The organism is Hydrocarboniphaga sp. FW305-C-57 (genome assembly GCF_058783045.1).
On record NZ_JBYSYG010000008.1, the window covers coordinates 110923 to 131299 of the forward strand.

Annotated in this window: 19 protein-coding genes and 1 pseudogene; 13 read left to right on the forward strand and 7 right to left on the reverse strand. The window is 60.3% G+C overall.

Annotated features, from left to right (window positions below):
• Positions 1–38: 38 nt before the first annotated feature.
• From AC3WUM_RS16800 to AC3WUM_RS16810, 3 genes and pseudogenes are all read right to left on the reverse strand, one after another.
• Positions 39–287, reverse strand: coding sequence for a helix-turn-helix domain-containing protein (locus AC3WUM_RS16800; protein ID WP_492411551.1), 249 nt, complete (start codon positions 285–287; stop codon positions 39–41).
• A gap of 92 nt (positions 288–379) precedes the next feature.
• Positions 380–676, reverse strand: a complete 297-nt coding sequence (locus AC3WUM_RS16805) for a hypothetical protein (protein ID WP_492411552.1) — start codon at positions 674–676, stop codon at positions 380–382.
• Positions 673–738, reverse strand: a pseudogene (locus AC3WUM_RS16810) (DUF1153 domain-containing protein); the annotation flags it as partial. The gene AC3WUM_RS16805 and the pseudogene AC3WUM_RS16810, both read right to left, overlap by 4 nt.
• Positions 739–904: 166 nt before the next feature.
• On the opposite strand from AC3WUM_RS16810, the gene AC3WUM_RS16815 reads away from it, so the two are divergent.
• The 3 genes from AC3WUM_RS16815 to AC3WUM_RS16825 all read left to right on the forward strand — a co-directional run bounded on the left by AC3WUM_RS16815 (position 905) and on the right by AC3WUM_RS16825 (position 3080).
• Positions 905–1402, forward strand: coding sequence for a CDP-archaeol synthase (locus AC3WUM_RS16815; protein ID WP_492411554.1), 498 nt, complete (start codon positions 905–907; stop codon positions 1400–1402).
• A gap of 290 nt (positions 1403–1692) precedes the next feature.
• A complete protein-coding gene (locus AC3WUM_RS16820) occupies positions 1693–1917 on the forward strand; it encodes a hypothetical protein (protein WP_492411555.1) in 225 nt (74 codons plus the stop codon).
• A gap of 224 nt (positions 1918–2141) precedes the next feature.
• Positions 2142–3080, forward strand: coding sequence for a lysylphosphatidylglycerol synthase transmembrane domain-containing protein (locus AC3WUM_RS16825; protein ID WP_492411718.1), 939 nt, complete (start codon positions 2142–2144; stop codon positions 3078–3080).
• Positions 3081–3191: 111 nt separating this feature from the next.
• On the opposite strand, the gene AC3WUM_RS16830 is transcribed toward AC3WUM_RS16825, so the two are convergent.
• Positions 3192–3719, reverse strand: a complete 528-nt coding sequence (locus AC3WUM_RS16830; RefSeq protein WP_492411557.1) for an NUDIX hydrolase — start codon at positions 3717–3719, stop codon at positions 3192–3194.
• 320 nt (positions 3720–4039) lie between these two features.
• Here AC3WUM_RS16830 and ppsA point away from each other — a divergent pair, with 320 nt between their 5' ends.
• The 6 genes from ppsA (at position 4040) to AC3WUM_RS16860 (ending at position 11380) form a co-directional block, all read left to right on the forward strand.
• On the forward strand, positions 4040–6451 hold the full coding sequence (ppsA, locus tag AC3WUM_RS16835) for a phosphoenolpyruvate synthase (protein WP_492411559.1): 2412 nt from the start codon (positions 4040–4042) through the stop codon (positions 6449–6451).
• Between the two features lie 27 nt (positions 6452–6478).
• On the forward strand, positions 6479–7354 hold the full coding sequence (locus AC3WUM_RS16840; RefSeq protein WP_492411560.1) for an RNA polymerase factor sigma-32: 876 nt from the start codon (positions 6479–6481) through the stop codon (positions 7352–7354).
• A gap of 317 nt (positions 7355–7671) precedes the next feature.
• Positions 7672–8340, forward strand: a complete 669-nt coding sequence (locus AC3WUM_RS16845; RefSeq protein WP_492411562.1) for a phosphoribosyltransferase — start codon at positions 7672–7674, stop codon at positions 8338–8340.
• Between the two features lie 71 nt (positions 8341–8411).
• On the forward strand, positions 8412–9194 hold the full coding sequence (locus AC3WUM_RS16850) for an endonuclease/exonuclease/phosphatase family protein (protein WP_492411564.1): 783 nt from the start codon (positions 8412–8414) through the stop codon (positions 9192–9194).
• Positions 9191–10618 (forward strand): phospholipase D-like domain-containing protein, encoded by a 1428-nt coding sequence (locus AC3WUM_RS16855; protein ID WP_492411565.1) that lies wholly within the window; start codon positions 9191–9193, stop codon positions 10616–10618. Before AC3WUM_RS16850 ends, AC3WUM_RS16855 begins: the two co-directional genes overlap by 4 nt.
• Before the next feature lie 108 nt (positions 10619–10726).
• Positions 10727–11380 carry a BON domain-containing protein gene (locus tag AC3WUM_RS16860; RefSeq protein WP_492411567.1) on the forward strand — a complete coding sequence of 218 codons (654 nt, stop codon included), beginning with the start codon at positions 10727–10729 and terminating at the stop codon, positions 11378–11380.
• Positions 11381–11848: 468 nt separating this feature from the next.
• Here AC3WUM_RS16860 and AC3WUM_RS16865 read toward each other — a convergent pair whose 3' ends face one another.
• The 3 genes from AC3WUM_RS16865 to AC3WUM_RS16875 all read right to left on the reverse strand — a co-directional run bounded on the left by AC3WUM_RS16865 (position 11849) and on the right by AC3WUM_RS16875 (position 14390).
• Positions 11849–12310, reverse strand: a complete 462-nt coding sequence (locus tag AC3WUM_RS16865) for a host attachment protein (RefSeq protein ID WP_492411568.1) — start codon at positions 12308–12310, stop codon at positions 11849–11851.
• A 181-nt stretch (positions 12311–12491) separates the two neighbouring features.
• A complete protein-coding gene (locus tag AC3WUM_RS16870) occupies positions 12492–13418 on the reverse strand; it encodes a Crp/Fnr family transcriptional regulator (RefSeq protein ID WP_492411569.1) in 927 nt (308 codons plus the stop codon).
• A 321-nt stretch (positions 13419–13739) separates the two neighbouring features.
• A complete protein-coding gene (locus tag AC3WUM_RS16875; protein WP_492411570.1) occupies positions 13740–14390 on the reverse strand; it encodes a BON domain-containing protein in 651 nt (216 codons plus the stop codon).
• Between the two features lie 263 nt (positions 14391–14653).
• Between AC3WUM_RS16875 and AC3WUM_RS16880 the strand changes: the two genes are divergently transcribed.
• The 4 genes from AC3WUM_RS16880 to mgtA are packed head-to-tail and all read left to right on the forward strand — an operon-like array spanning position 14654 to position 20297.
• Entirely contained in the window at positions 14654–14965 is a 312-nt protein-coding gene (locus tag AC3WUM_RS16880; protein WP_492411572.1) for a hypothetical protein, read from the forward strand.
• A complete protein-coding gene (gene glgC / locus AC3WUM_RS16885; protein ID WP_492411574.1) occupies positions 14962–16254 on the forward strand; it encodes a glucose-1-phosphate adenylyltransferase in 1293 nt (430 codons plus the stop codon). The genes AC3WUM_RS16880 and glgC overlap by 4 nt, the downstream gene beginning before the upstream one ends.
• A complete protein-coding gene (locus AC3WUM_RS16890) occupies positions 16244–17722 on the forward strand; it encodes a WS/DGAT domain-containing protein (protein ID WP_492411575.1) in 1479 nt (492 codons plus the stop codon). Before glgC ends, AC3WUM_RS16890 begins: the two co-directional genes overlap by 11 nt.
• Positions 17664–20297, forward strand: a complete 2634-nt coding sequence (gene mgtA, locus AC3WUM_RS16895) for a magnesium-translocating P-type ATPase (protein WP_492411720.1) — start codon at positions 17664–17666, stop codon at positions 20295–20297. The genes AC3WUM_RS16890 and mgtA overlap by 59 nt, the downstream gene beginning before the upstream one ends.
• Positions 20298–20377 lie beyond the last annotated feature (80 nt).

The following is a 20377-nucleotide window of genomic DNA, read 5'->3' on the forward strand; positions in this document are numbered from 1 at the left end:
ACCCATGTCCCATCAGTAGCCCATCTGGCTCAGGGACTTTACCGTCCACTTTTTTGACCGTCGGGCTGCTCATCCACCCATGTGAGCAAACTGCCCGGTTGGCACTGAAAGTAACGGCACAGAACGTCCAGCGTATCGGTGTTCGTTATGTACCCAGGCACGTTAGCCAACCGCGAAACCGTGGGCCGAGAGAGCCCCGTTTCTTCGCACACATCATTAAGGGAGATTCGACGCCGCTCTCGAAACGCCTTCTCGTCTAGTTGCTGCCTGAACAGAATCCTAATCATGGCGTCTCTTAATTGACACAAAAGTATCGTTAGATTTACAAAATGTAAACTATACGATACATTTTATTCATGATGAGCATGAATCACAGATACTAGAATAAAGGAAGGCATTTGAGTGAATCAGACGTATCTTGCGATGGACCCCAGCGTACCCGCTGCACCGTGTTTTTGTTGAAGCCCAAAAGCGCGGCCACCGTGCGATAGCAGAAGGACGGTGCCTGCTCGATCAAGGCTTTGATCGGCTCGGCGAAGCAGGCCTGCAGCTTCGGCGCCGCCTCTTGCGATCGGTAGTAGATCGTTCGCCGTGAGAACCCGAACCAGCGGCACAGCTGGCTGATCGACACCTCGAAGCCATCGGCTTTGAGTCCCTGGCGGATCGCTTCGATCACTTCTCGTCCTCGCCCAGCAGGGACTGCAATTTTTTTCGAGCACGCAGCTCCAGCATCGCCTCGCGCGTACGCTTGAATCAGCTGCGGCGCACCGGAAGTCCGAGACCAATCAACTCGAGGACGGCGAAGTGACGCTGGAGTTGCGGCTCTCGATCTCTGACCCTCGGCGCGGCGCCTTGATGACTTAGGTCAAAGCAGTTTCTTCATGGATCAAGAATCCTTCGCCGCATGCACCGCCTAGTCGAACTGGTCTATCTGATGGCGCCCGTTTACTTTTCGAACATGGCGCCTCCACTCGTGAAGTTCTGGCCCTGGTGGAACCAACCGATCCACCGACAGACGCTCGGAGATCATAAGACCGTCATCGGCTTCCTCTTCGGACTGATTGGGGCCACGACGACGACTGCAACTCAGCATTGGCTGGACTGGGGAGGCAGCCTACTGAATTACGACGCTTGGCCGGCAATAGGCGTGTGCTGCGGCACTGGGGCCATGCTGGGGGACTGCGCGAAAAGCTTTGTGAAGCGACGCCTTGGAAAGAAGCCCGGCAGCCGCTGGGTTCCCGCAGATCAACTGGACTTCGTTATCGGTGGACTACTTGCGCTCTCTTTCTGGATAAAGCTGAGCTTTTCTGACGTCCTCATCGTCTTAGCAACGAGTTTCGTCGCTGATCTCATAGTCAATCGAGTCGCTTTTCGACTCGGACTACGAGACAGCTATTGGTGAACGTCGGGAGGATGCAGCCTCAACCTGCCCCGGAGATCACTCAACGGCCTAGCACTGAGAAGAGGGTCAGCCTCGCCCCAACCGCGGCGAGCCTGCCCCGGCGCCACATTGATATTCGCCAAACGTCTTGCCGATGCGTTGACGCGGATCAAAGGTTCTGTATCTGGTGCGTTAGATATCGAACGCTTGCCAGCCGAAACGTTCGCTGCGCCCACTCCCAAACCGATGATCTAGGTCATTGCGACCATCTGTGAAGTTGATGAGTCTGTTCCATGTCAATGGGGAGACCAATGAACACGATACTTCAGCTCATTTTGCTCTTCGCAGTATCCGGAGTCGCACTTTCTGGATACTGGACGTGGCGCGGACTGACCTCCGAAGCATCGAAGGACTGTGCGGCGATTGCACAAGCCGAGATTTTCCTTGGCTACCCACTCTATACATATGGACTGATGATTTATGTGTTGATAGTGGCACTCGTCGTTGCCGCCTTATGGAGAACCGGCAAGTCCTGACACTCATCACCTCACTGACCGCAAGTTGGCTTCCGAGCTACCGATTCCGCTGCGATGAAGAATCACGCAGGACGCCTCCATTCCGGCAATGCGCGATAGCCGGTACGCAGTAACGCCAAGACACCATCGAGCATGCGCACCTCACGGAGGGAGTCCTGAAAAAGACGACTGAACACCCTGCGCCGAACAAGCAACATCAGAGGCTGTCGCAACTCTCGTGGCTGCTGGGACTTGGCATTCTGGCGACTTTGATTGGAGTCGTGCTTCATAAGTCGGAGGAGAAGGCGTTCATTCGACTCATCGCGGAAGTGCGTCCTGAGTGGCTGATCCTGACGGTTCTACTACAGGCGGGAACCTATTGCTCACAAGGCCAAATCTGGCGCGATCTAGCTCGGCACGCCGGACATCGACTTTCACTGGGGCTCGCTCTTCAACTGAGCTTTGCAAAGCTATTCATCGATCAGACGATTCCACTCATGGGGATCGGAGGGACTACGATGATGGCTTCCGTTCTAAAAAACCGGGGGCTTACCGCATCGATGGTCATGGGCGGCGTTGGAGTCAGCATCGTGTCCTACTTCACCGCGTATTTGATTGTCCTGGCTACCGCGATGCTGATTGCGTATGGCACCGGTCAGATAGTCAGACCTGTCATGATGATCTCGGTATTATTTACCCTGGCCAGCATTGGCTTAATCGCGTTGACGTGGATGTTCGTCGGCAGAGACATTCCGCTTTCGCCCGCCTTGAAGAAGATCGCTTGGCTCGATAGAAGCCTTGAGAGTTTCAAAGAAGCCGATCGAGAGCTTCTCCGGGAGCCGGGAATATTGCTGAAGGCAATCGCCCTGCAACTGTCTATCGTCTTGCTTGATGCCTTGACCCTGTGGTCCCTACTCCGATCGCTCGGTGCATCGTCATCACCCGCCCAGGTATTCGCCAGCTTCGTCATCTCATCCGTCGTCCGCAGCCTTAGCTTCATGCCGGGTGGTATCGGCGCCTTCGAAGCCGCTTCATACGCGACCCTGCAATGGACCGGCGCTTCCGCAGCTGCCGCACTCTCGGCCACGCTGCTGTTCAGGGGACTGAGTTTTTGGCTTCCGATGATCCCCGGGCTGTTCTTTTCCAGGCAGCTGCTGGCGCAGCAGAATCACGATAAGCAGTGAAGTATGTCCGCACGGACGGCCCGACCCCGGGTCAGCCATTCAAGTCGCGATGGTTCTTATGCATGACTTTCTCTGAAAGCGCTTCGAATGCACTGGCGTCTTCGTTCGCGATCACGCTCGAACTGCCTTCATGAGTTGATCTAGAAAGCGGTGCTGCCCCTTAAGCAGCTTTGCCCTCGCGCCTTCGATGCTGAACCAAGCTCCGCGATCCACCTCTGGGAACCTGCGCTGCCTCCCCGATCTCGGAGGCCACTCGATCACAAAGGTGTTGCTGATGAGCTTCCTTTCGTCCAGGTCGAACTCGACCGCCCAGGCTTCAACGAGTTTTCCTCCGGACTGCCGCACCACGCCCAAAGGAATGAAGGGGCCGGCATCAGCATAAAAGCCGGTTTCCTCGCGGAACTCACGCACTGCGGCATCAATTCCCCCCTCTCCTTCCGAGCACTCTCCTTTGGGAATGCTCCAAGATCCATCGTCTTTCCCTGCCCAGAACGGTCCGCCGGGATGAACCAGGAAGACCTCGATCAAGCCAGCACGCCTGCGATAAGCGAGCAGCCCTGCACTCCTCTTCCGACTTTTCGATTTCGACAGCACAGCTTCACCCCAGGACTCGACGGCATCGCCATTGACGTGGGTCATGGCGTCAGGCTCGACCAGGCACTATTTCTAGCTCACCGTCCAAAGCTCGTTGGGATTTTATGCTTCAAATCATGCGCGCCGACGTAGTACGTCACTTCGGAACACGGCTGAACATCGAGGAGGCTCCGGTCCCGACTCCTGGCCCGGCTGAAGGGAAAGTGCGCCCGACGATCCGTCGAAAGCCACTCCCTGAAATTAACAGCGTACTTGCCGATGTCGAATCCGGCCGGATCAAGGGGCGAGCCGTCCTCGACCTGGGCCATGCCTGATCGCACAACCTCAACATTCCTTTACTCAACTGAAGCGAAAAGGTTATCTACATGAGCCAGTCCCCGCCTGAAGTTGTTCCTCTCGAGTCGGTCGGCCGCGAAGACGTGCCTTTGGTGGGCGGAAAAAACGCGTCACTCGGTGAAATGATCCGCAAGCTCGCAGATCAAGGCGTGCGCGTTCCAGGTGGCTTTGCGCTCACCGCTCACGCTTATCGACGATTCGTCGAAACCAATCGGCTGGCCCCGGAGATCGACGAAGCGCTGTCGGCGCTTTCATCGGGGACGCTTACTCTTGCACAAGCCGGTGAGCGCATCCGTACCGCATTCTCGAGATCCATCTGGTCGGATGACTTGGCGGCGACCGTCCGCAGCGAGTATCAGCGACTCTGCCAGCAAACCAACAACACGCGCGTGGCGGTGGCCGTGCGGTCTAGCGCAACCGCGGAAGATTTGCCCGACGCAAGCTTTGCCGGCCAACAGGAAACCTATCTCAACGTCGTCGGCGAAGCCGCTCTCCTGAACGCCTGCCGCAATTGCTTCGCTTCTCTCTATACCGACCGGGCGATCAGCTACCGACAGGCCCGTGGCTTCGATCATCAGTCGGTCGCGCTGTCCGTTGGAGTCCAACTCATGGTGCGCGCGGATCGTAGCGGTTCGGGCGTGATGTTCTCGATCGATACTGAGACCGGTTGTGATCGCGTGGTGGTCATCAATGCTTCTTGGGGTTTGGGCGAAACCATTGTGCAAGGACGCGTCGATCCCGATGAATACCTGATCTTCAAACCTCTGCTTGTTGATACGAAACTGTCTCCGATCATCGAACGCAAAATCGGTGGCAAAGCCTTGAAGATGATCTACTCCGCGGAGACGGGAGCGACGACGCGTACCGTGGCGACTTCGGTGGCGGAACGCGAAGGCAGCGTCCTTAGCGACAGCGAAATCCTGCAACTCGCACGCTGGGCCTGCATCATCGAGAAGCACTATGGCCTTGCCATGGACATGGAGTGGGCAAAGGACGGTGATACGGGGCAGCTCTACATCGTGCAAGCCCGCCCCGAGACGGCCCAATCGCAACGCAAGCATGGGTTCGCCCTCGAAACGCATCGAGTGGCGGCGCCTGGTCGCCTCCTGCTATCGGGCTTGGCGATCGGCGAGGCCGCTGCAGCGGGAAGAGTGCGTCTGGTCACCGATCCCCGGGCGGTTGAGGAGTTTCCCGCCGGGTCGATCCTGGTCGCAGAGAACACCGATCCGGACTGGGTTCCGCTTATGCGCAAGGCGGCCGCGATCGTAACTGATCATGGCGGGCGAACTTCACATGCGGCCATCGTGAGTCGCGAGTTGGGAGTTCCCGCTCTCATCGGTACCAGCGAGGCCACTCGCCTGCTTCATGACGGCCAGGACGTCACCGTCAGCTGCGCAGAAGGCGACATCGGCCACGTTTACGAAGGGCAATCCAAAATCCAGATCGATCATACTGTGCTCGACGAGATTCCCATTACTCGCACCAAGGTGATGCTCAACATCGCCAATCCCGCCTCAGCGCTTCGCTCCTGGCGCTTACCCGCAGATGGTGTCGGATTGGCTCGCATGGAATTCGCCATCAGCAACACCATCAAGGTTCACCCGATGGCGCTGGCACATCTGGATCGCGTCACCGACGCAAACCAGCGGCGACAGATCGAGCAGCTTACGCGCGGCTATACCGACAGAACGGAGTACTTCGTCGAGCGTCTGGCAGCCGCCTTGGGGCGCATTGCAGCAAGCTGCTATCCCAAGCCGATGATCCTTCGCTTCTCGGATTTCAAAACCAACGAATACGCCGATCTGCTTGGAGGACGAGACTTCGAGCCGCCGGAGCAAAACCCGATGATCGGTTTTCGCGGCGCTTCGCGCTACTACTCGCCGCGTTACCGCGACGGCTTCGCCCTCGAATGCCGTGCGGTCAAACGGCTACGTGAGACACTCGGGTTTTCAAACGTCATTGTCATGGTGCCCTTCTGTCGCACTCCCGAAGAAGCGGACCAAGTACTGACGACCATGGCTCTCTATGGTCTTCATCGCGGCCAGGCGGGCCTCAAGGTCTACGTCATGTGCGAGATACCGTCCAACGTGTTACTCGCCGAGGAATTCGCCAAACGCTTCGACGGCTTCTCGATCGGCAGCAACGATCTGACCCAGCTCACACTCGGCATCGATCGCGACTCCGACGAGCTGGCACCGCTATTTTCCGAACGCAATCCTGCCGTCATCGGTCTGATCAAGGACGTTATCAACCGCGCTCATGCGGTCAATATCCCGGTTGGGCTATGCGGCGAGGCCCCCAGCAGTCAGCCCGATTTCGCCGGGTTGTTGGTGAGAGCCGGCATTGACTCGATCTCCGTGAGCCCATCGAGCTTTGCGGCCGTCAAGCGCAACGTCCGCAGCGCAGAACATCATCTCGACAACTTCGTCGGCGTGCGGTGAGACCAACGACTCAAGTGATCACGCGCCATGTCCCTGGATCCGCGATGCTCGAGGCGGCGTTCGATACAGCCACTACGCGCCGACAACCTCGATTCCTATATTCGATCGGTCAATAAGGTTCCGCGCCTGGATAAATGCAAGGAACTCGAACTCGCGCTTCGCGCGCGCGACGGTTTCGATGCCGGAGCAAAGGACGAACTGATCCACGCCAATCTGCGCTACGTGGTGCATATCGCTTGCGACTATGCTGGCTATGGATTGCCACTCGCCGATCTGGTTCAACAGGGAAATCTAGGCCTACTGCGAGCGCTGACACGCTTCGATCCTGGAATGGACGTGCGCCTCATCACTTTCGCCAGTTACCACATACGCAGCGAGATTCATGACTTCATCATACGAAACTGGCGCATCGTCAAGATTGCGACGACAAAAGCACAACGAAAGCTGTTCTTCAGTCTGCGCAGCCGAAAGCCTGATAGCGCATCCTTGAGTGACCGAGAGGCGGCAGCCATCGCAGACGAACTTCACGTCGATCGGGAAGATGTATTGAACATGGAGCTGCGCTTCGACAGCACCGACTTATCCCTGGACCAAACCGGGAATGAAACGCATGACAGCCTTGAATTCCCCGGCAACGACGATGTAGTGGAGAACGCCGCCGCAGCACAATGGAGTGAATTACAGAAAAAGGCGTTGTATTCCGCTTGGTCGCAACTTGACGAACGATCGAGGAACATTCTGCGCCAGCGCTGGATCAAGGACGACAGGGCGGGGCTACGCGAGCTTTCAGAACAATACGACATCTCCATGGAGCGAGTGAGGCAAATCCAGAACCGTGCGATTTCCCGGATTCACGACAGCATGGTTGCCATCGGTGTCGACAGTCCCTTGGCGGAAGTCTGACTCACGGACAGGGACATGATAGGCATTGTGCCTGCCGGGCAAGGTCCTCTGAATACAGATTCTGTGCAGCGAGCAGCAACCCGGCCCGGGCTCCGCCTAGCTTGTTTCCGAACCGCCGCCCTCCCACCGCCTTGAATCCGTGCGGCGTGTCGGCGCCGTCCTGCGAGCAAGGCGTGGCGCGTTGACGACCGTCAACGCACACCAGGGCTTCCCGCTCCAACATGCGTTGGTAGCGACATTGATCCGAGATCAAGACATGGCAAGCCGCCACGAAGAATCGCAACGGGCAGAGCTCGTGCGCCATCAGGAGTCCGACAATGTACTTCACTGATCGATATGAAGCGGGGCGTCTGCTGGCTGCGTTATTGGAGGAGAAGGTCGACAGATCCACGCTGATCTATGCACTGCCGCGCGGCGGCGTACCGGTCGCGGTGGAAGTCGCACTTGCATTGCATCAACCGCTCGACCTGGTGATCGCACGCAAGATCGGCCACCCGATGCAACCGGAATGTGCCGTCTGCGCCGTCACCGAGCACGGCAAGCCGATAGTGGACGAACGACAGCGCGCGCACCTCGACCCGCTTTGGCTGGAACGGCGCATTCAGGAGGAACGCGCCGAAGCGCGCAGGCGGCGCGAGCGTTACCGCGGCCCGCTGCCCCGACGCAGCGCAAACGGCCATCGTGTGGTGCTTATCGACGACGGCATCGCTACGGGGCTCAGCATGGAGGCCGCGCTGCAGGATTTGCTCGCCGATGGACCGAAGCATGTCATCGTCGCCGTTCCGGTCGCGCCCGTCGAAGCAGTTGATCGGTTCAAGCGCAAAGTGGATGAGTTCATCTGCGCAGAAGCTCCCGCTCGGTTCGAGAGGTCGGTCGGTGCCTATTACGAGAATTTTGCGCAGCTTCGCGACGAGGACGTACTGCACGACCTCCAGCGATTGCCTCCTGACACGTACCGGCCGGCCTTTCCCCATCCCACGGCTTGAACTGCGCCACATCAGCGCACGTCCTCCATATCGAGCGAAGCACCTTCTCTCCGACCGGTCTATCGCATCTCATGCCCAAAATTGCCCGTCGTCGCTCCGTTTCGAAGCTGCGGCTCGCCAGTTTCAATATCCAGGTTGGCCTGGACACCGAACATTATGGTCACTACTTAACTAGAGCATGGCGACATGCGCTACCCGGCAATGACTCCCGGCGCGCTCTGGACATGATCGCGGAGCGAATTCGCTCCTTCGACTTTGTCGCCATTCAGGAGGCGGATGCAGGTAGCCTGCGGACACGCTTCGTCGATCAGATCGCGCATCTGGCCGACAAAGCCGGCTTCGACTATCACGGCCAAACCGTTACTCGTGACCTGCGCCCTTTCGCCCGGCACGCGCTGGGTTATCTGAGCCGTCTGCCGGTGAGACAAGAGCAGGTGCATCTGTTGCCGGGCCGTATACCCGGGCGCCGTGCTCTGGAGCTGCACCTGTCCATCGACGCGGGGCGCACGCTCCAAATGTTCGTCACTCATCTTTCATTGGGACGCCGTTGCCAGGATCGCCAACTGGAATACATCGCCGAACATGTCTTGCCCGAGACGCCGGCAGCGATCATCGGCGATCTCAACACGCATGCGGACGCCCTGCGGCTGCATCCGGCCTTGCGCGCGTCGGGATTTTGGATTCCGGATTCCACGCCGGCCACGTATCCGAGCTGGGCGCCGAATCGAGGCATCGACCATATCCTGCTCTCGCATCCCCTGGAACTGAAGCGTTTGCGGGCCTTGCCTCGCGCCTTGTCGGATCACTTGCCTGTTGCGGCCGAAATTTCGTTGCCTCGCCTCAGGGAGCGATGAACGTTGATGTGACACAGGCGGAAATCGTGCTGCTCCTGCATACCGCGATAGGAAGCAGCACTGCGATGCATGCCTTGCTCAATGTGCGGGACCCGCGCGCCGCCTGGGGTTGGATCGCCGCCTGCATGCTGGCCCCGATGGCCGGCAGCCTCCTCTATCTTCTGTTGGGACACGACCGCGTGCGATCCTGCGCCCGACGTGCCTCGGCAAACGCCGCCATCGAAGCTGCCGGCAACCGATCGACTCCAGGCGACGCAGTCCCACTTGACGTGGGCGACCTCGAGCAAAGAGAGCTGGTGAGGCTCGGAACGGCACTCTCGCACCGCGAATTGCTCGCTGGCAATCGGCTTACGCTGTTGCGCAACGGTGAAGCGGCGTTTCCCTTGATGCTCGATGCCATCGCAGCCTGCCGGCGGAGACTCTGGCTATCGAGTTACATCTTCTCCGGCAACGGTGTCGGAGAGCAGTTTGTCGAAGCCTTGGCCTCGGCACGAAGCCGCGGTGTCGATGTGCGGGTTCTCGTCGATGCCATCGGGGATCTTTACTACTGGCCACGCGCCTCACGCCGGCTGAAGGCACTCGGGGTGAGCGTTCGCCGCTTCCAGTTACCTCGTCGCCCACTTCCCGTGCCGCAACTCAACTTGCGCAACCACCGAAAGCTGCTGATCGTCGACGACGACCTGGCGTTCACGGGAGGGATGAATATCGGCAATCATCAACTGACATCGAACCGGCGTGGCACCGAGGATTTGCACTTCCGGCTGCATGGCCCGGTAGCACGGCAACTCGCCGACATCTTTGCGTCGGATTGGGAGCTCAGCGGCGGGCCGAGCCTGCATCAGACAGAGAGGGATTACCCTGCCCCCCTGATCGATGGCTGTGCCTGCCGCGCCATCACCGAGGGACCAGACGATGAACTCGACAAGATCGAGCTGTTGCTGCTGGGCGTGCTGGCGAACGCCCATCGACGCGTCTGCATCATGACACCGTACTTCATCCCAACCGCGGAACTCGCCAGAGCGTTGGAATCGGCTGCCTTACGCGGAATCCGCGTCGAACTGATGCTGCCTGAGCGCAGCAATCTGCCTTGGGTGGACTGGGCAAGTCATCGCTGGCTTGAGCCGCTGATCGCCCGAGGCGTTCGCATCCTGCTTAGGCCACCACCGTTCGCACACAGCAAGCTGCTGGTCATGGATGACTACTACGGCGTCATCGGTTCGGCCAACCTCGATCCGCGCAGCCTACGATTGAATTTCGAGGTGGTCGTCGAGATCTACTGCCGAAAGGTCGCGAGTGAACTCAACGCTCATTTCGACGAGATCCGGCCCTTATGCCGCGAGATCACATCGGCCGAATGGGCAAGCGGATCGTTTCCAAGGCGTGCGCGCGACGCATTCTTCTGGCTGTTTTCCTCCTACCTATAGTTCCATTCCGCGTCGCGCGATACAGACTTCAAGCCCCGTCTTGACGCCCGTCATCGCGGAGCAAAACGGGCCGCTGCAAATTGGGATTCATCCCACTGGAGCGGAACCATGAACGCATTGCAACTCAAGCAGGCCGTCACCGACGAACTGGAATTCGAACCCGAACTGGACGCGGCTCATATTGCCGTATTCGTGCACCATGGCGTCGTCACGCTGACCGGTTACGTGGACGATTACGCACAGAAAAGAGCGGCACTGAATGCCGTTCGCAGAGTGAAAGGCGTGCGCGCAATCGCCCAGGAACTGGAGGTCCGCCTGCCGTCCGACAAGCATGTGCGCGACGACGAAATCGCGCAGCGCGCGGTCCGGATTCTGGACTGGGACTTACGGTTGCCTCCCGGCAGTATCGAGGTCAGTGTCGAAAACGGCGTCGTGCAGTTGGGCGGCCGAGTGCGGTGGGCATTCCAGCGCGATAGCGCCGAGGCCGATGTCGCCAAGCTCGGAGGCGTCGTCGCAGTAGTCAACCACATCACGGTGGGATCTCAAGCCGATGGCGCCCGGACGGAGCGCGATATCCGTGCCGCGCTCGAACGCGCCGCCAACCTGGATTCCGGCCGCATCAGCATTGCCCTGGCTGCCAACGACACAGTCGTCCTGACCGGGCATCTGCGCACGCTGATCGAACGAGACACCGTGGAACAGGCAGCCTGGTCCGCTTCGGGTGTCCGACACGTCGAAAACCACATCACGGTCGGAGACTGAATCTCTCCCACAGGTCCTCTAGCGCCAACCTTCGTCATCGTCGCTCGGAAGCCTCGGCCTGGCCATCATGACCAAGGTCAATGCGGATACCGCCGGACCCGAGCAAGCTGCGCGAGCGCCCATCGTGTTTCCACTTACTCCCAGTGAGCCGATGCCGGTGTTCTCATGTCGAAGATCTCCACATGCCTTTGCATTCGTGAAGATCTTTTGATTCCGATAGCCATCGAGCGGATCGTCATGAAATCAAGACAGACCCTACACCTGACAAGGCCCCGCCTCACGTCCCTGGTCGAGCACGCAGCGCCTGTCCCTCCCATACAGATCAGGCTTGGAGGAGCCCATGGCGTCCGAACGCTTGTACGCCCCAAACCGACGGTATCGTTCAAACCCCGGAATCGAATCTGCTTGATCAACTGAGTTACGACTTCGATGCGCGTTCACTCGAAGCGTTCACTCGAAACCGGAATATCAAAGATAGTTCGGCAACACCCGACGCAAGCTCTCACCATCATCGTGCGCCGGGTCGCGAACCAGCTGTGAGCTGATGAGTTTTGCGGCCGGCTTCGTGAGGTGTTCCCGAAGCAAGCCCAGCATGGTCGGCTCTGCCACCAGATGGATGCGTTCGACCGAACCGGATAACCGCAAGCTTTCGATATGTTCGGCCAGCCGTCGCGCCAGATCGGATGCCGTCAGTGATCGCGCGGTGCTGTGTGCCTGCAGGCTCGTCCTGCGCCCCGCATCGTTCATCATGTGGCCGGGCTCATGACGATGCAGGTCGCGCTCACGAACGTTGGCATCGTCGTTCTTTATGGTTTCCGACAACGTCAGATCCGCAGAGGGGCTCGATGCCGTGTAAAAACTGCCTGCCTGATGGTGAGCAGCCAAAACCCAAATCGCAGGTTTCGAATGATTGCGCATTGCAGTGCTCAACGATGACATCGTTAAACAATATGCCGTCTCGAACCACGGTTTCATTGACCAGAGTCAATCACAATCGTTCTCGTGGTGGCCGCAAATGAACCGACGCCATGTCCAAACATAGCGATGGACAAAACCATCAGAACGTGAGGGCCTCATCGTTTCACGTTCATTCAATGCGAGCGTCGACCGCTTATGACTCCGTCGACTTCGCCCCGTCGCTCACGACACCCTCTGTGGTCCGGGAAAGTGATGTTGCGTTGCGAGATTCTGCGATCTTGCTGCTGGCGCCTGTCGCAGGGGCACCTGCCCGCGCGGCGTCTGTCGGCAGAGTCGCCATTGGTGAGCCCGAATGCTCTCCGAAGAATGGCCCGAAGCCCATGAAGCTCGATGCTCTTAAATCGAACATAGCGGCCTGTCGATCGCATTCCCTCCTGACGATTCCGTAACACTCGCAGACGTGCTGTTCGAGTTTGGCCCGATCAAGGACGTGGATGCGGCCGCGACTATACCCGATAGCGCCATCGTCCCGGAACCTGGTGGCCGCCAGTGTCACGCTTTCACGCCTCACGCCGAGCGTTTTTGCGAGATTCTCGTGGGTCATGCGAATCTGTTCGGAGGGTAGCCGATCGAGAGCCAATAATACCCAGCGGCAGAACTGTTGATTGAGTGTGTGGTGACGGTTGCATGCGACCGTCTGCGCCGTTTGCACCATCAACGCCCTCACCTGTGCAAGAACCAATTCCCTGGCTCTCGCCGAGCGCTGCAAGTAGGAGGAGAATGATTCAATGGACAAGCGATACGCGAAACCATCACATTGCACGAACGCCCGGTTTGGCGTCAGATCCGTACCCATCATGATTTCCGCCCCCACCATGCCGTCGTTGCCGACCAATGCGGTTTCCGTAACCTCCCCACATTGCATCACCTGCAGCAGGGAGATCAGAGCATCCGTCGCGAAGTAGACATGCGACATCGAAACTCCCGCATCATGCAGAATTTGGCCTTTTTTCAGACTCACGCGCTCAAGCTTGGGCGCCATCTCCGCCACACCGATCACATTCAGCAGCTTGGTTAACAAGCTGTTCGAGTCAGGACCGGTCACGATCGTCATCGCCATCTATCTGCCTCCCACGATCGACGATGACACCGCAGCTATGTCCGATGAGTCGTCTCTTCGAACAAGTGAAAGCCTGAGTTCCGGCATTGACTCTCGGCATCCGCTGCATGGTGATGAACCAAGCTTGCATCACCACACATAGGCGGTCGGTACGATAGAGCACCGAAACGCCTTGTGGACTTCTGCTTCCGTCCCGCGTCGACGTGCAGCTTCCGGCTGCCGTTGCATGGAACGAACACCGAGAAAACACGCGCCTCCCGAGCATGGCGGAGGTGGCGGAGCGAATCCCGCCTTCGCCCCTCTGCCACCGGGGCCCGGGAATCAACCGATGCGCAGATGGTCTACGACCGAGAACACGCCCGGAGCAGCCCAGGCCGCGCCCTCCACCAGTTGCCGCTCGTGGTAAGAGTGGACACGACCGTCAAGCGTGACCTTGCCGCCGTCGACGGAAACCTGCACGTTCTTGATTTCGCTCTCGGCCATTCGACGCAGCGCCGCTTCGATCTTTTCCTTGACGTTTTCGGGTTTCGCCTTCGGCTTGACGACGATGTTGTTGATGACGGCGCGCACCGCCGTCAACGGGCGCACGGCGGCTTCCGATGCCGTTTTCTCGTACAGCCACTCGACCTCTCCCGAAAGGGTTACGAATCCGTCTTCCACGAGCACCTTGATCCTTTCGTCCGGCACCAGACTGTTCCAATGCAGCGCGTCGCGCGCCGCCTTGGCGATATCGGCATCGTCGCGGCGACTGCTGCCGGGCACGGAGACGTGGAGTTCCAGTGCGATGCCCTTGACGCCCTGTATGCGCTGAGCCGCCCGTTCGGCCGCGAACTTCTCGGCATAACTGCGCACCTTTCCCTCCAGGGTGACGATGCCGTCTTTGACTTCGACACCGACCGTCGCCGCATTGATCTGCGGATCCCATTGGAGTTCCGCTTCTACGTCCTTTTTCAATTCGATATCGGATTTCATCCCACTGCTCCATCGTGATGCGGCGTTCCTGCCGCCGGGGACCGATTCTTTTCGCCAAACCAAGTCGCCGAAATTGACGCAAGTCAACGAAATGGGGCTTGAGCGCAGCGTTTGGGCAGCTTGTGTTAGATCGCTCACAAAGACACTCGATCGCACGGGGCCCGACACTGCCGGGCCGCTTGCTGTTGACGCCGGTCAATGCGCGAATCTCGCGAACTTTCCATCTTGAGAGGAGCGGCTTTCTTTACCGGAAGGAGAAATTCTTGAACCACTATCGCGAGATCGAGCGACCGTCGCCCGTCGCATCGACGAACGTCAAGCGTTCGACAACGCAGAACGCGCCCATCGCGGCACGTCGTTCTCCAGTGCCGACGAAGCATCAAGACGCTCAAATCAAGCATTCGGCGACCTGTGCGTCGGCGTTGCAGCGAACGCAGCGGCGCTGGCAAATCCGGATGGAGCAACTGCAATCCGGCGGCGAACCCTGCTTCGCATCGGATCGACGCTACTGTGACAGCAACGCTTGTCGCTGGTATGAGGAGTGCCAACAGCTGAGAGCGGATTGGCTGCGATGACATCGACGGGTTTCACAGCTCAGCCGCGATTTGCCGGTCTGCTCACGCGTGACACCCTGGCCCTTGTGCTGGCAGGAGGCCGCGGCACGCGACTCGGTGCATTGACGCATCACCGCGTCAAACCTGCGGTTCCATTCGGTGGGAAGTACCGGCTCATCGACTTTCCGCTGTCGAACTGCATCAATTCCGGAATCCGCCGCGTCGGGGTGCTCACCCAGTACAAGGCGCAATCCCTGATCACCCACTTGCACGGCGCCTGGAACTTCCTGCCGCGCGAATTCTACGAATTCGTCGATGTGCTACCGGCCCAGCAAAGAACCGGGCCGGGGTGGTACGAAGGTACGGCGGATGCCGTTTTCCAGAACCTGGATTTCATCGAGGCGCATGCCCCTCAGTTCGTGCTCATACTCGGCGGCGACCACGTCTACAAGATGGATTACGGCGCTATGCTCGGATATCACGTCGATCGCCAGGCGGACGTGACCGTAGCCTGCATCGAGGTGCCGCTGGCCGAAGCCCGGGCGTTCGGCGTGATGCATACCGACGGGGCCGGCCGCGTCATCGACTTTCGCGAAAAGCCGGAGGTTCCACCGCCGATTCCAGCTCGGCCAGACCGGGCGCTCGCTTCGATGGGTGTGTACGTCTTCAACACCGACTTCTTGCTGCGCATCCTTGCGCGCGATCGCGACCGCGCGGAATCCAGTCACGACTTCGGTCACGATGTAATACCCGACGCGCTGTCCAACGACGATGCGGTGTATGCGTTTCCATTCCGCGATCTGGCCGGCAACGCCCTGGGATACTGGAGAGACGTCGGGACCCTCGATTCCTATTGGAGAGCGAACCTCGAACTCACCCAGGTGACGCCCGCGCTCAACGTCTACGATCGTCACTGGCCGATCTGGACCTATCAGGTCCAGGCACCGCCGGCAAAATTCATCCTCAACGAACGCGATCGACGCGGCATGGCCGTCGATTCGATGATCGCGGGTGGTTGCGTGATCTCCGGCGGGCTCGTCGAGCGCTCGCTGCTGTTTCCGTTCTCTCGCGTCGAAGAGGGGGCGGAGATCGACGAATGCGTGATTCTTCCAGAGGTGCGCATCGGACCACGCTCCCGCATCCGGCGCGCGGTGATCGAAAGCGGTTGTGAAATTCCATCGGGAACCGTCATCGGCCACAACGAAGCGGACGATCGTTCCCGCTTCGAAGTCAGCGAAGGCGGGATCACCCTCGTGACGCCCGAGATGCTCGGACAGGAGCCCTCGATCGGAGAATTTCATGGTCGCTGACAACCGCTCCGGCCGACGCAGGCGCTCACATCAGTCCAGGAGCCTGCCTGCGCCGAAGGTACGTGCCGGCGCGCACGAATCACGCACCGGACATATCGCAGCCGACGAGAGAATGAGCGCCACGGACCGGGCGTGGCTGGAGATGGATGCGCCGCGCAATCCGATGATCGTCGGCGCCATGATCGAACTCGATCAGGTACACGACCTTCGTCGGCTTCGTCGGACCTTGGCCGAGCGACTGAGTGCGCACGAACGATTCGTTCAATGCGCCGATGACAGCTGCACGCCGGCGCGCTGGAAAGCCCATCCGGATCTCGACTGGGACTATCACCTGCCGATATATCGGATGAGTTCCGGCGACCAGCATGCCCGACTGCTCGACGCCATCTCCGAAGAGATGAGCAAAGCACTCGATCGCAAGCATCCGCTGTGGCGCCTGCACCTGTTCGCCCATGGCCGCAGCCGTGTCAGCGTCCTGTTCCGGGCCCATCATGCGATGGCAGATGGCATCTCACTGCTGCGCATGCTGTTGAAAATCGTTGATGGAGACGGGCCCCTTACAACGTCATCCCTAGACGGCGCCGCTGCGCGTCGGACGCCTCGCGCGGGAGCGCTGGGGCCACTGATCGATCGACTGGAAGCCCTGAATCGCACGACCGAGCGGTGGAATGCCGCCTACGAGTTGTTGCGCCAGCAACCCTGGCAAGCCCTGCCCCTGATCCGGGACGTCGGCAAGGGAGCATTCGCTATCGGACGCGTGCTCGCATTACCCGACCGCAATCCACAGGCGTTCCGTATCGCGTTGTCCGGGAGCCGCGTGGTCGACTGGAGCAGGCCGATCCCGCTGCAACCCGTACATGGCCTCGCACACAAGTTGAGCACGAGCGTCAACGACGTGTTCCTCTCGACATTGGCCGGCGCGATCGGCCGTCACCTTCAAGAGCGAGGCCCCATCCCGAGTCATCAAACGCTGCGCGTCTCGATTCCGGTCAATTTGCGGCAGGCGAACGACGACCATCTGGGCAATTGTTTCGGCTTGGTGCTGCTGGATCTGCCTATCGGCATCAAGGATCGAGCGCAGCGTCTCGCCGAAGTCAGTCGCCGCATGCGGCGACTCAAGCAATCGGGCGAAGCTCGTGCGATGTTGCTGAGCCTCGCCGCGATCGGCCAGCTTCCGGCCGCTCTGGAGAAGCGCCTGGTGCGCTTCGTGGCAGGCAAGGCTGCTGCGGTGGTGTCGAATCTTCCGGGCCCGACGGACGAGCTTCGGTTCTGCGGGGCACGTATTCGTCAGATGGTGTTCTGGCCTCCGCAAACAGGAGACGTCGGCATCGGCATCAGCCTGCTGAGCTATGCGGGCGCCCTGACGCTGGGCTTGTGCTGTGATCGCAACGTCATTGCCGAACCCCACCGTGTGGTCGAGGCTTTCGAAGGCGAACTTGAGACGATGTTGCGCGATGAAGCGCACTGAAGCGGCACAGCCGGCTGACGGTCCTGGCGCTTACTGGAGTCTGCCAGCCGAACAACTGCTGGCCTCACTGGATACCAAGCCGGGTGGACTGAGCCTGGCTCAGGCGGCCGCCAAGCGTTCCGCACGCCCCCGAGAATCGCCGCAGCATGGCGCCGCGGCGCTCGCCTTCATAGGTCGTACGCTGAGGACGCTGGCCAGCCCTTTGTTGCTGATCCTGATCTTCGGCGCTCTGGTCGCGCTGCTGGCGCGCGAGTGGATTGATGCCGGCATCGTGCTCGGCATCGTCATCGTAAGCACCATGTTGGGCAGCTGGCACGAACATCGGGCGACCCAGGCAGTTGCCGCATTGCGCCAGCGCATCGCCGCAAGAACTCGTGTGCGCCGGGAGGGCCAGGTGCACGAAGTCACGAGCGATGAGGTGGTTCCCGGCGACATCGTGGAACTCGCCGCAGGCAGCTTGATTCCGGCCGACGGCGTGGTCCTGGAAGCCAAGGACTGCTTCGTGATGCAGGCGTTGCTCACCGGGGAAACCTTCCCGGTGGAGAAACAGCCTGGCACCGTGGCGGCAGCGACTGCATTGAGCGGTCGAACCCAGTGCTTGTACGCCGGAACGTCGCTGCGTAGCGGTACCGCGATCATGCTCGCCGTGCGTTGCGGAGCGGATACCGAACTCGGTCGTATCGCCCGGAAGCTGACGCGGCCGCCACCGGAGACCGACTTCGAACTCGGCTTGCGCCGTTTCGGCCACCTGTTGCTTCAGATCATGGTGCTGGTCGTGCTGGCGGTACTGGCCGTCAACATTCTGTTGGAGCGGCCCGCTTTCGAGACGCTGCTGTTCGCGGTCGCGCTCGCGGTCGGTCTTTCGCCCGAGTTGCTGCCTGCGATCCTCGCGGCGACCTTGTCCAAGGGTGCGCAGCGCATGGCGCATCGAGGCGTGATCGTGCGCCGCCTCAACGCCATCGAAAACCTCGGCTCCATGAACGTTCTGTGCACCGACAAGACCGGCACGCTCACGCGCGGAATCGTTCAGCTCGACGCCACGCTCGACGCACAGGGCCACGACAGCCCGGCCGTGCTGGAGATCGCCCTGGCCAACGCGGCCCTGCAGACCGGCCTGCCGAACGCGCTCGATCAGGCGGTGGTCGACACCGCCTCCGCTCGTGGCTTGCAGATCGACACGCGGCGAAAGCTCGACGAGATTCCCTACGATTTCGTGCGCAAGCGCTTGAGCGTGGCGTTGCGCACGGCCGATGGCCAGGCACAGCTCATCTGCAAGGGCGCGCTCGACAATGTGCTTTCCATCTGCACCAGCGTGCAGGAAGCCGATGTCCCGCAAGCGCTCGATGCCTCACGGATCGCCGCCATCCGCGAGCGTTACACACGCTGGAGCCTGCAGGGATATCGCGTGCTCGGCATCGCAACCCGGACGCTGCCCGAACAACCCAGATACGGCCGCGCAGACGAGCGGGAAATGAGCTTCGCGGGTTTCCTGCTGTTTCTCGATCCTCCGGAGCCCGGCGTTGCGCCGGTCCTGTCGGCGCTTTCGGCGCTGGGCGTGGAGGTGAAGATCATCACCGGCGACAACCGCTGGGTCGCCGCCCATGTCGCCGAGGCCGTGGGCATGACGCAACCGCAGGTGCTCACGGGCGGCGAGCTCGACGAGATGAAGGACGAGGCGCTGTGGCACCTGGCGCCGAAGACCGCGGTGTTCGCCGAGGTGGACCCCAACCAGAAGGAGCGCATCATCCTCGCCCTGCGGCGTAGCGGTCGGGTGGTCGGATACATGGGCGACGGAATCAACGACGCTCCGGCGCTGCATACCGCGGATGTCGGCGTCTCCGTCGACAACGCCGTGGACGTGGCCAAGGAAGCCGCGGACATCGTGCTGCTGGAGCACGATCTCGACGTCCTGCGCCAAGGCATCGAGGAAGGCCGGCGGACCTTCGCGAACACGCTCAAGTACATTTTCATCACCACCAGCGCGAACTTCGGCAACATGATCAGCATGGCCATCGCCACGCTGTTCCTGCCGTTCCTGCCGATGCTGGCCACTCAGATCCTGCTCAACAATTTCCTCTCCGACATTCCCGCCATCGGCATCGCCAGCGACAACGTCGATGCGGAGTGGGAATCCACGCCGCATCGCTGGGACATCCGCCTGGTGCGCGATTTCATGATCGTTTTCGGCCTGATCAGCACGCTGTTCGACCTGCTCACCTTCACCGTGCTCCTGAAGATGGCCGATCACGTGCCCGAGCTGTTCCGCACCGGCTGGTTCGTGGAGTCGCTCTTGACCGAGCTGCTGATCATCTTCGTGGTGCGCACCCATCGGCCGCTGTATCGCAGCCGGGCCGGCCGCTGGCTGACGCTGGCGTCGCTGGTGATCGCCGCATTGGCCATCGCCCTGCCCTACTCCTCGCCTGTGGCGGACTGGTTCGGACTGGTGCCGCTACCCGCGTCCCTGCTGGCGACCCTGCTGCTGATCACCCTGCTCTACGCTCTCGCCTCCGAACTCGCGAAGCGACGCTTCTACGCTGCGGCCCGAGACGGCGATCCGGCCGGCCCGGGAAGCTGAGCCTTCGAAGCGACTCCGGCCCGGCCGCGCGACTTGATGGAGATCAATGAGCGCGGCACGGGCCCACGCGATGCTACGAC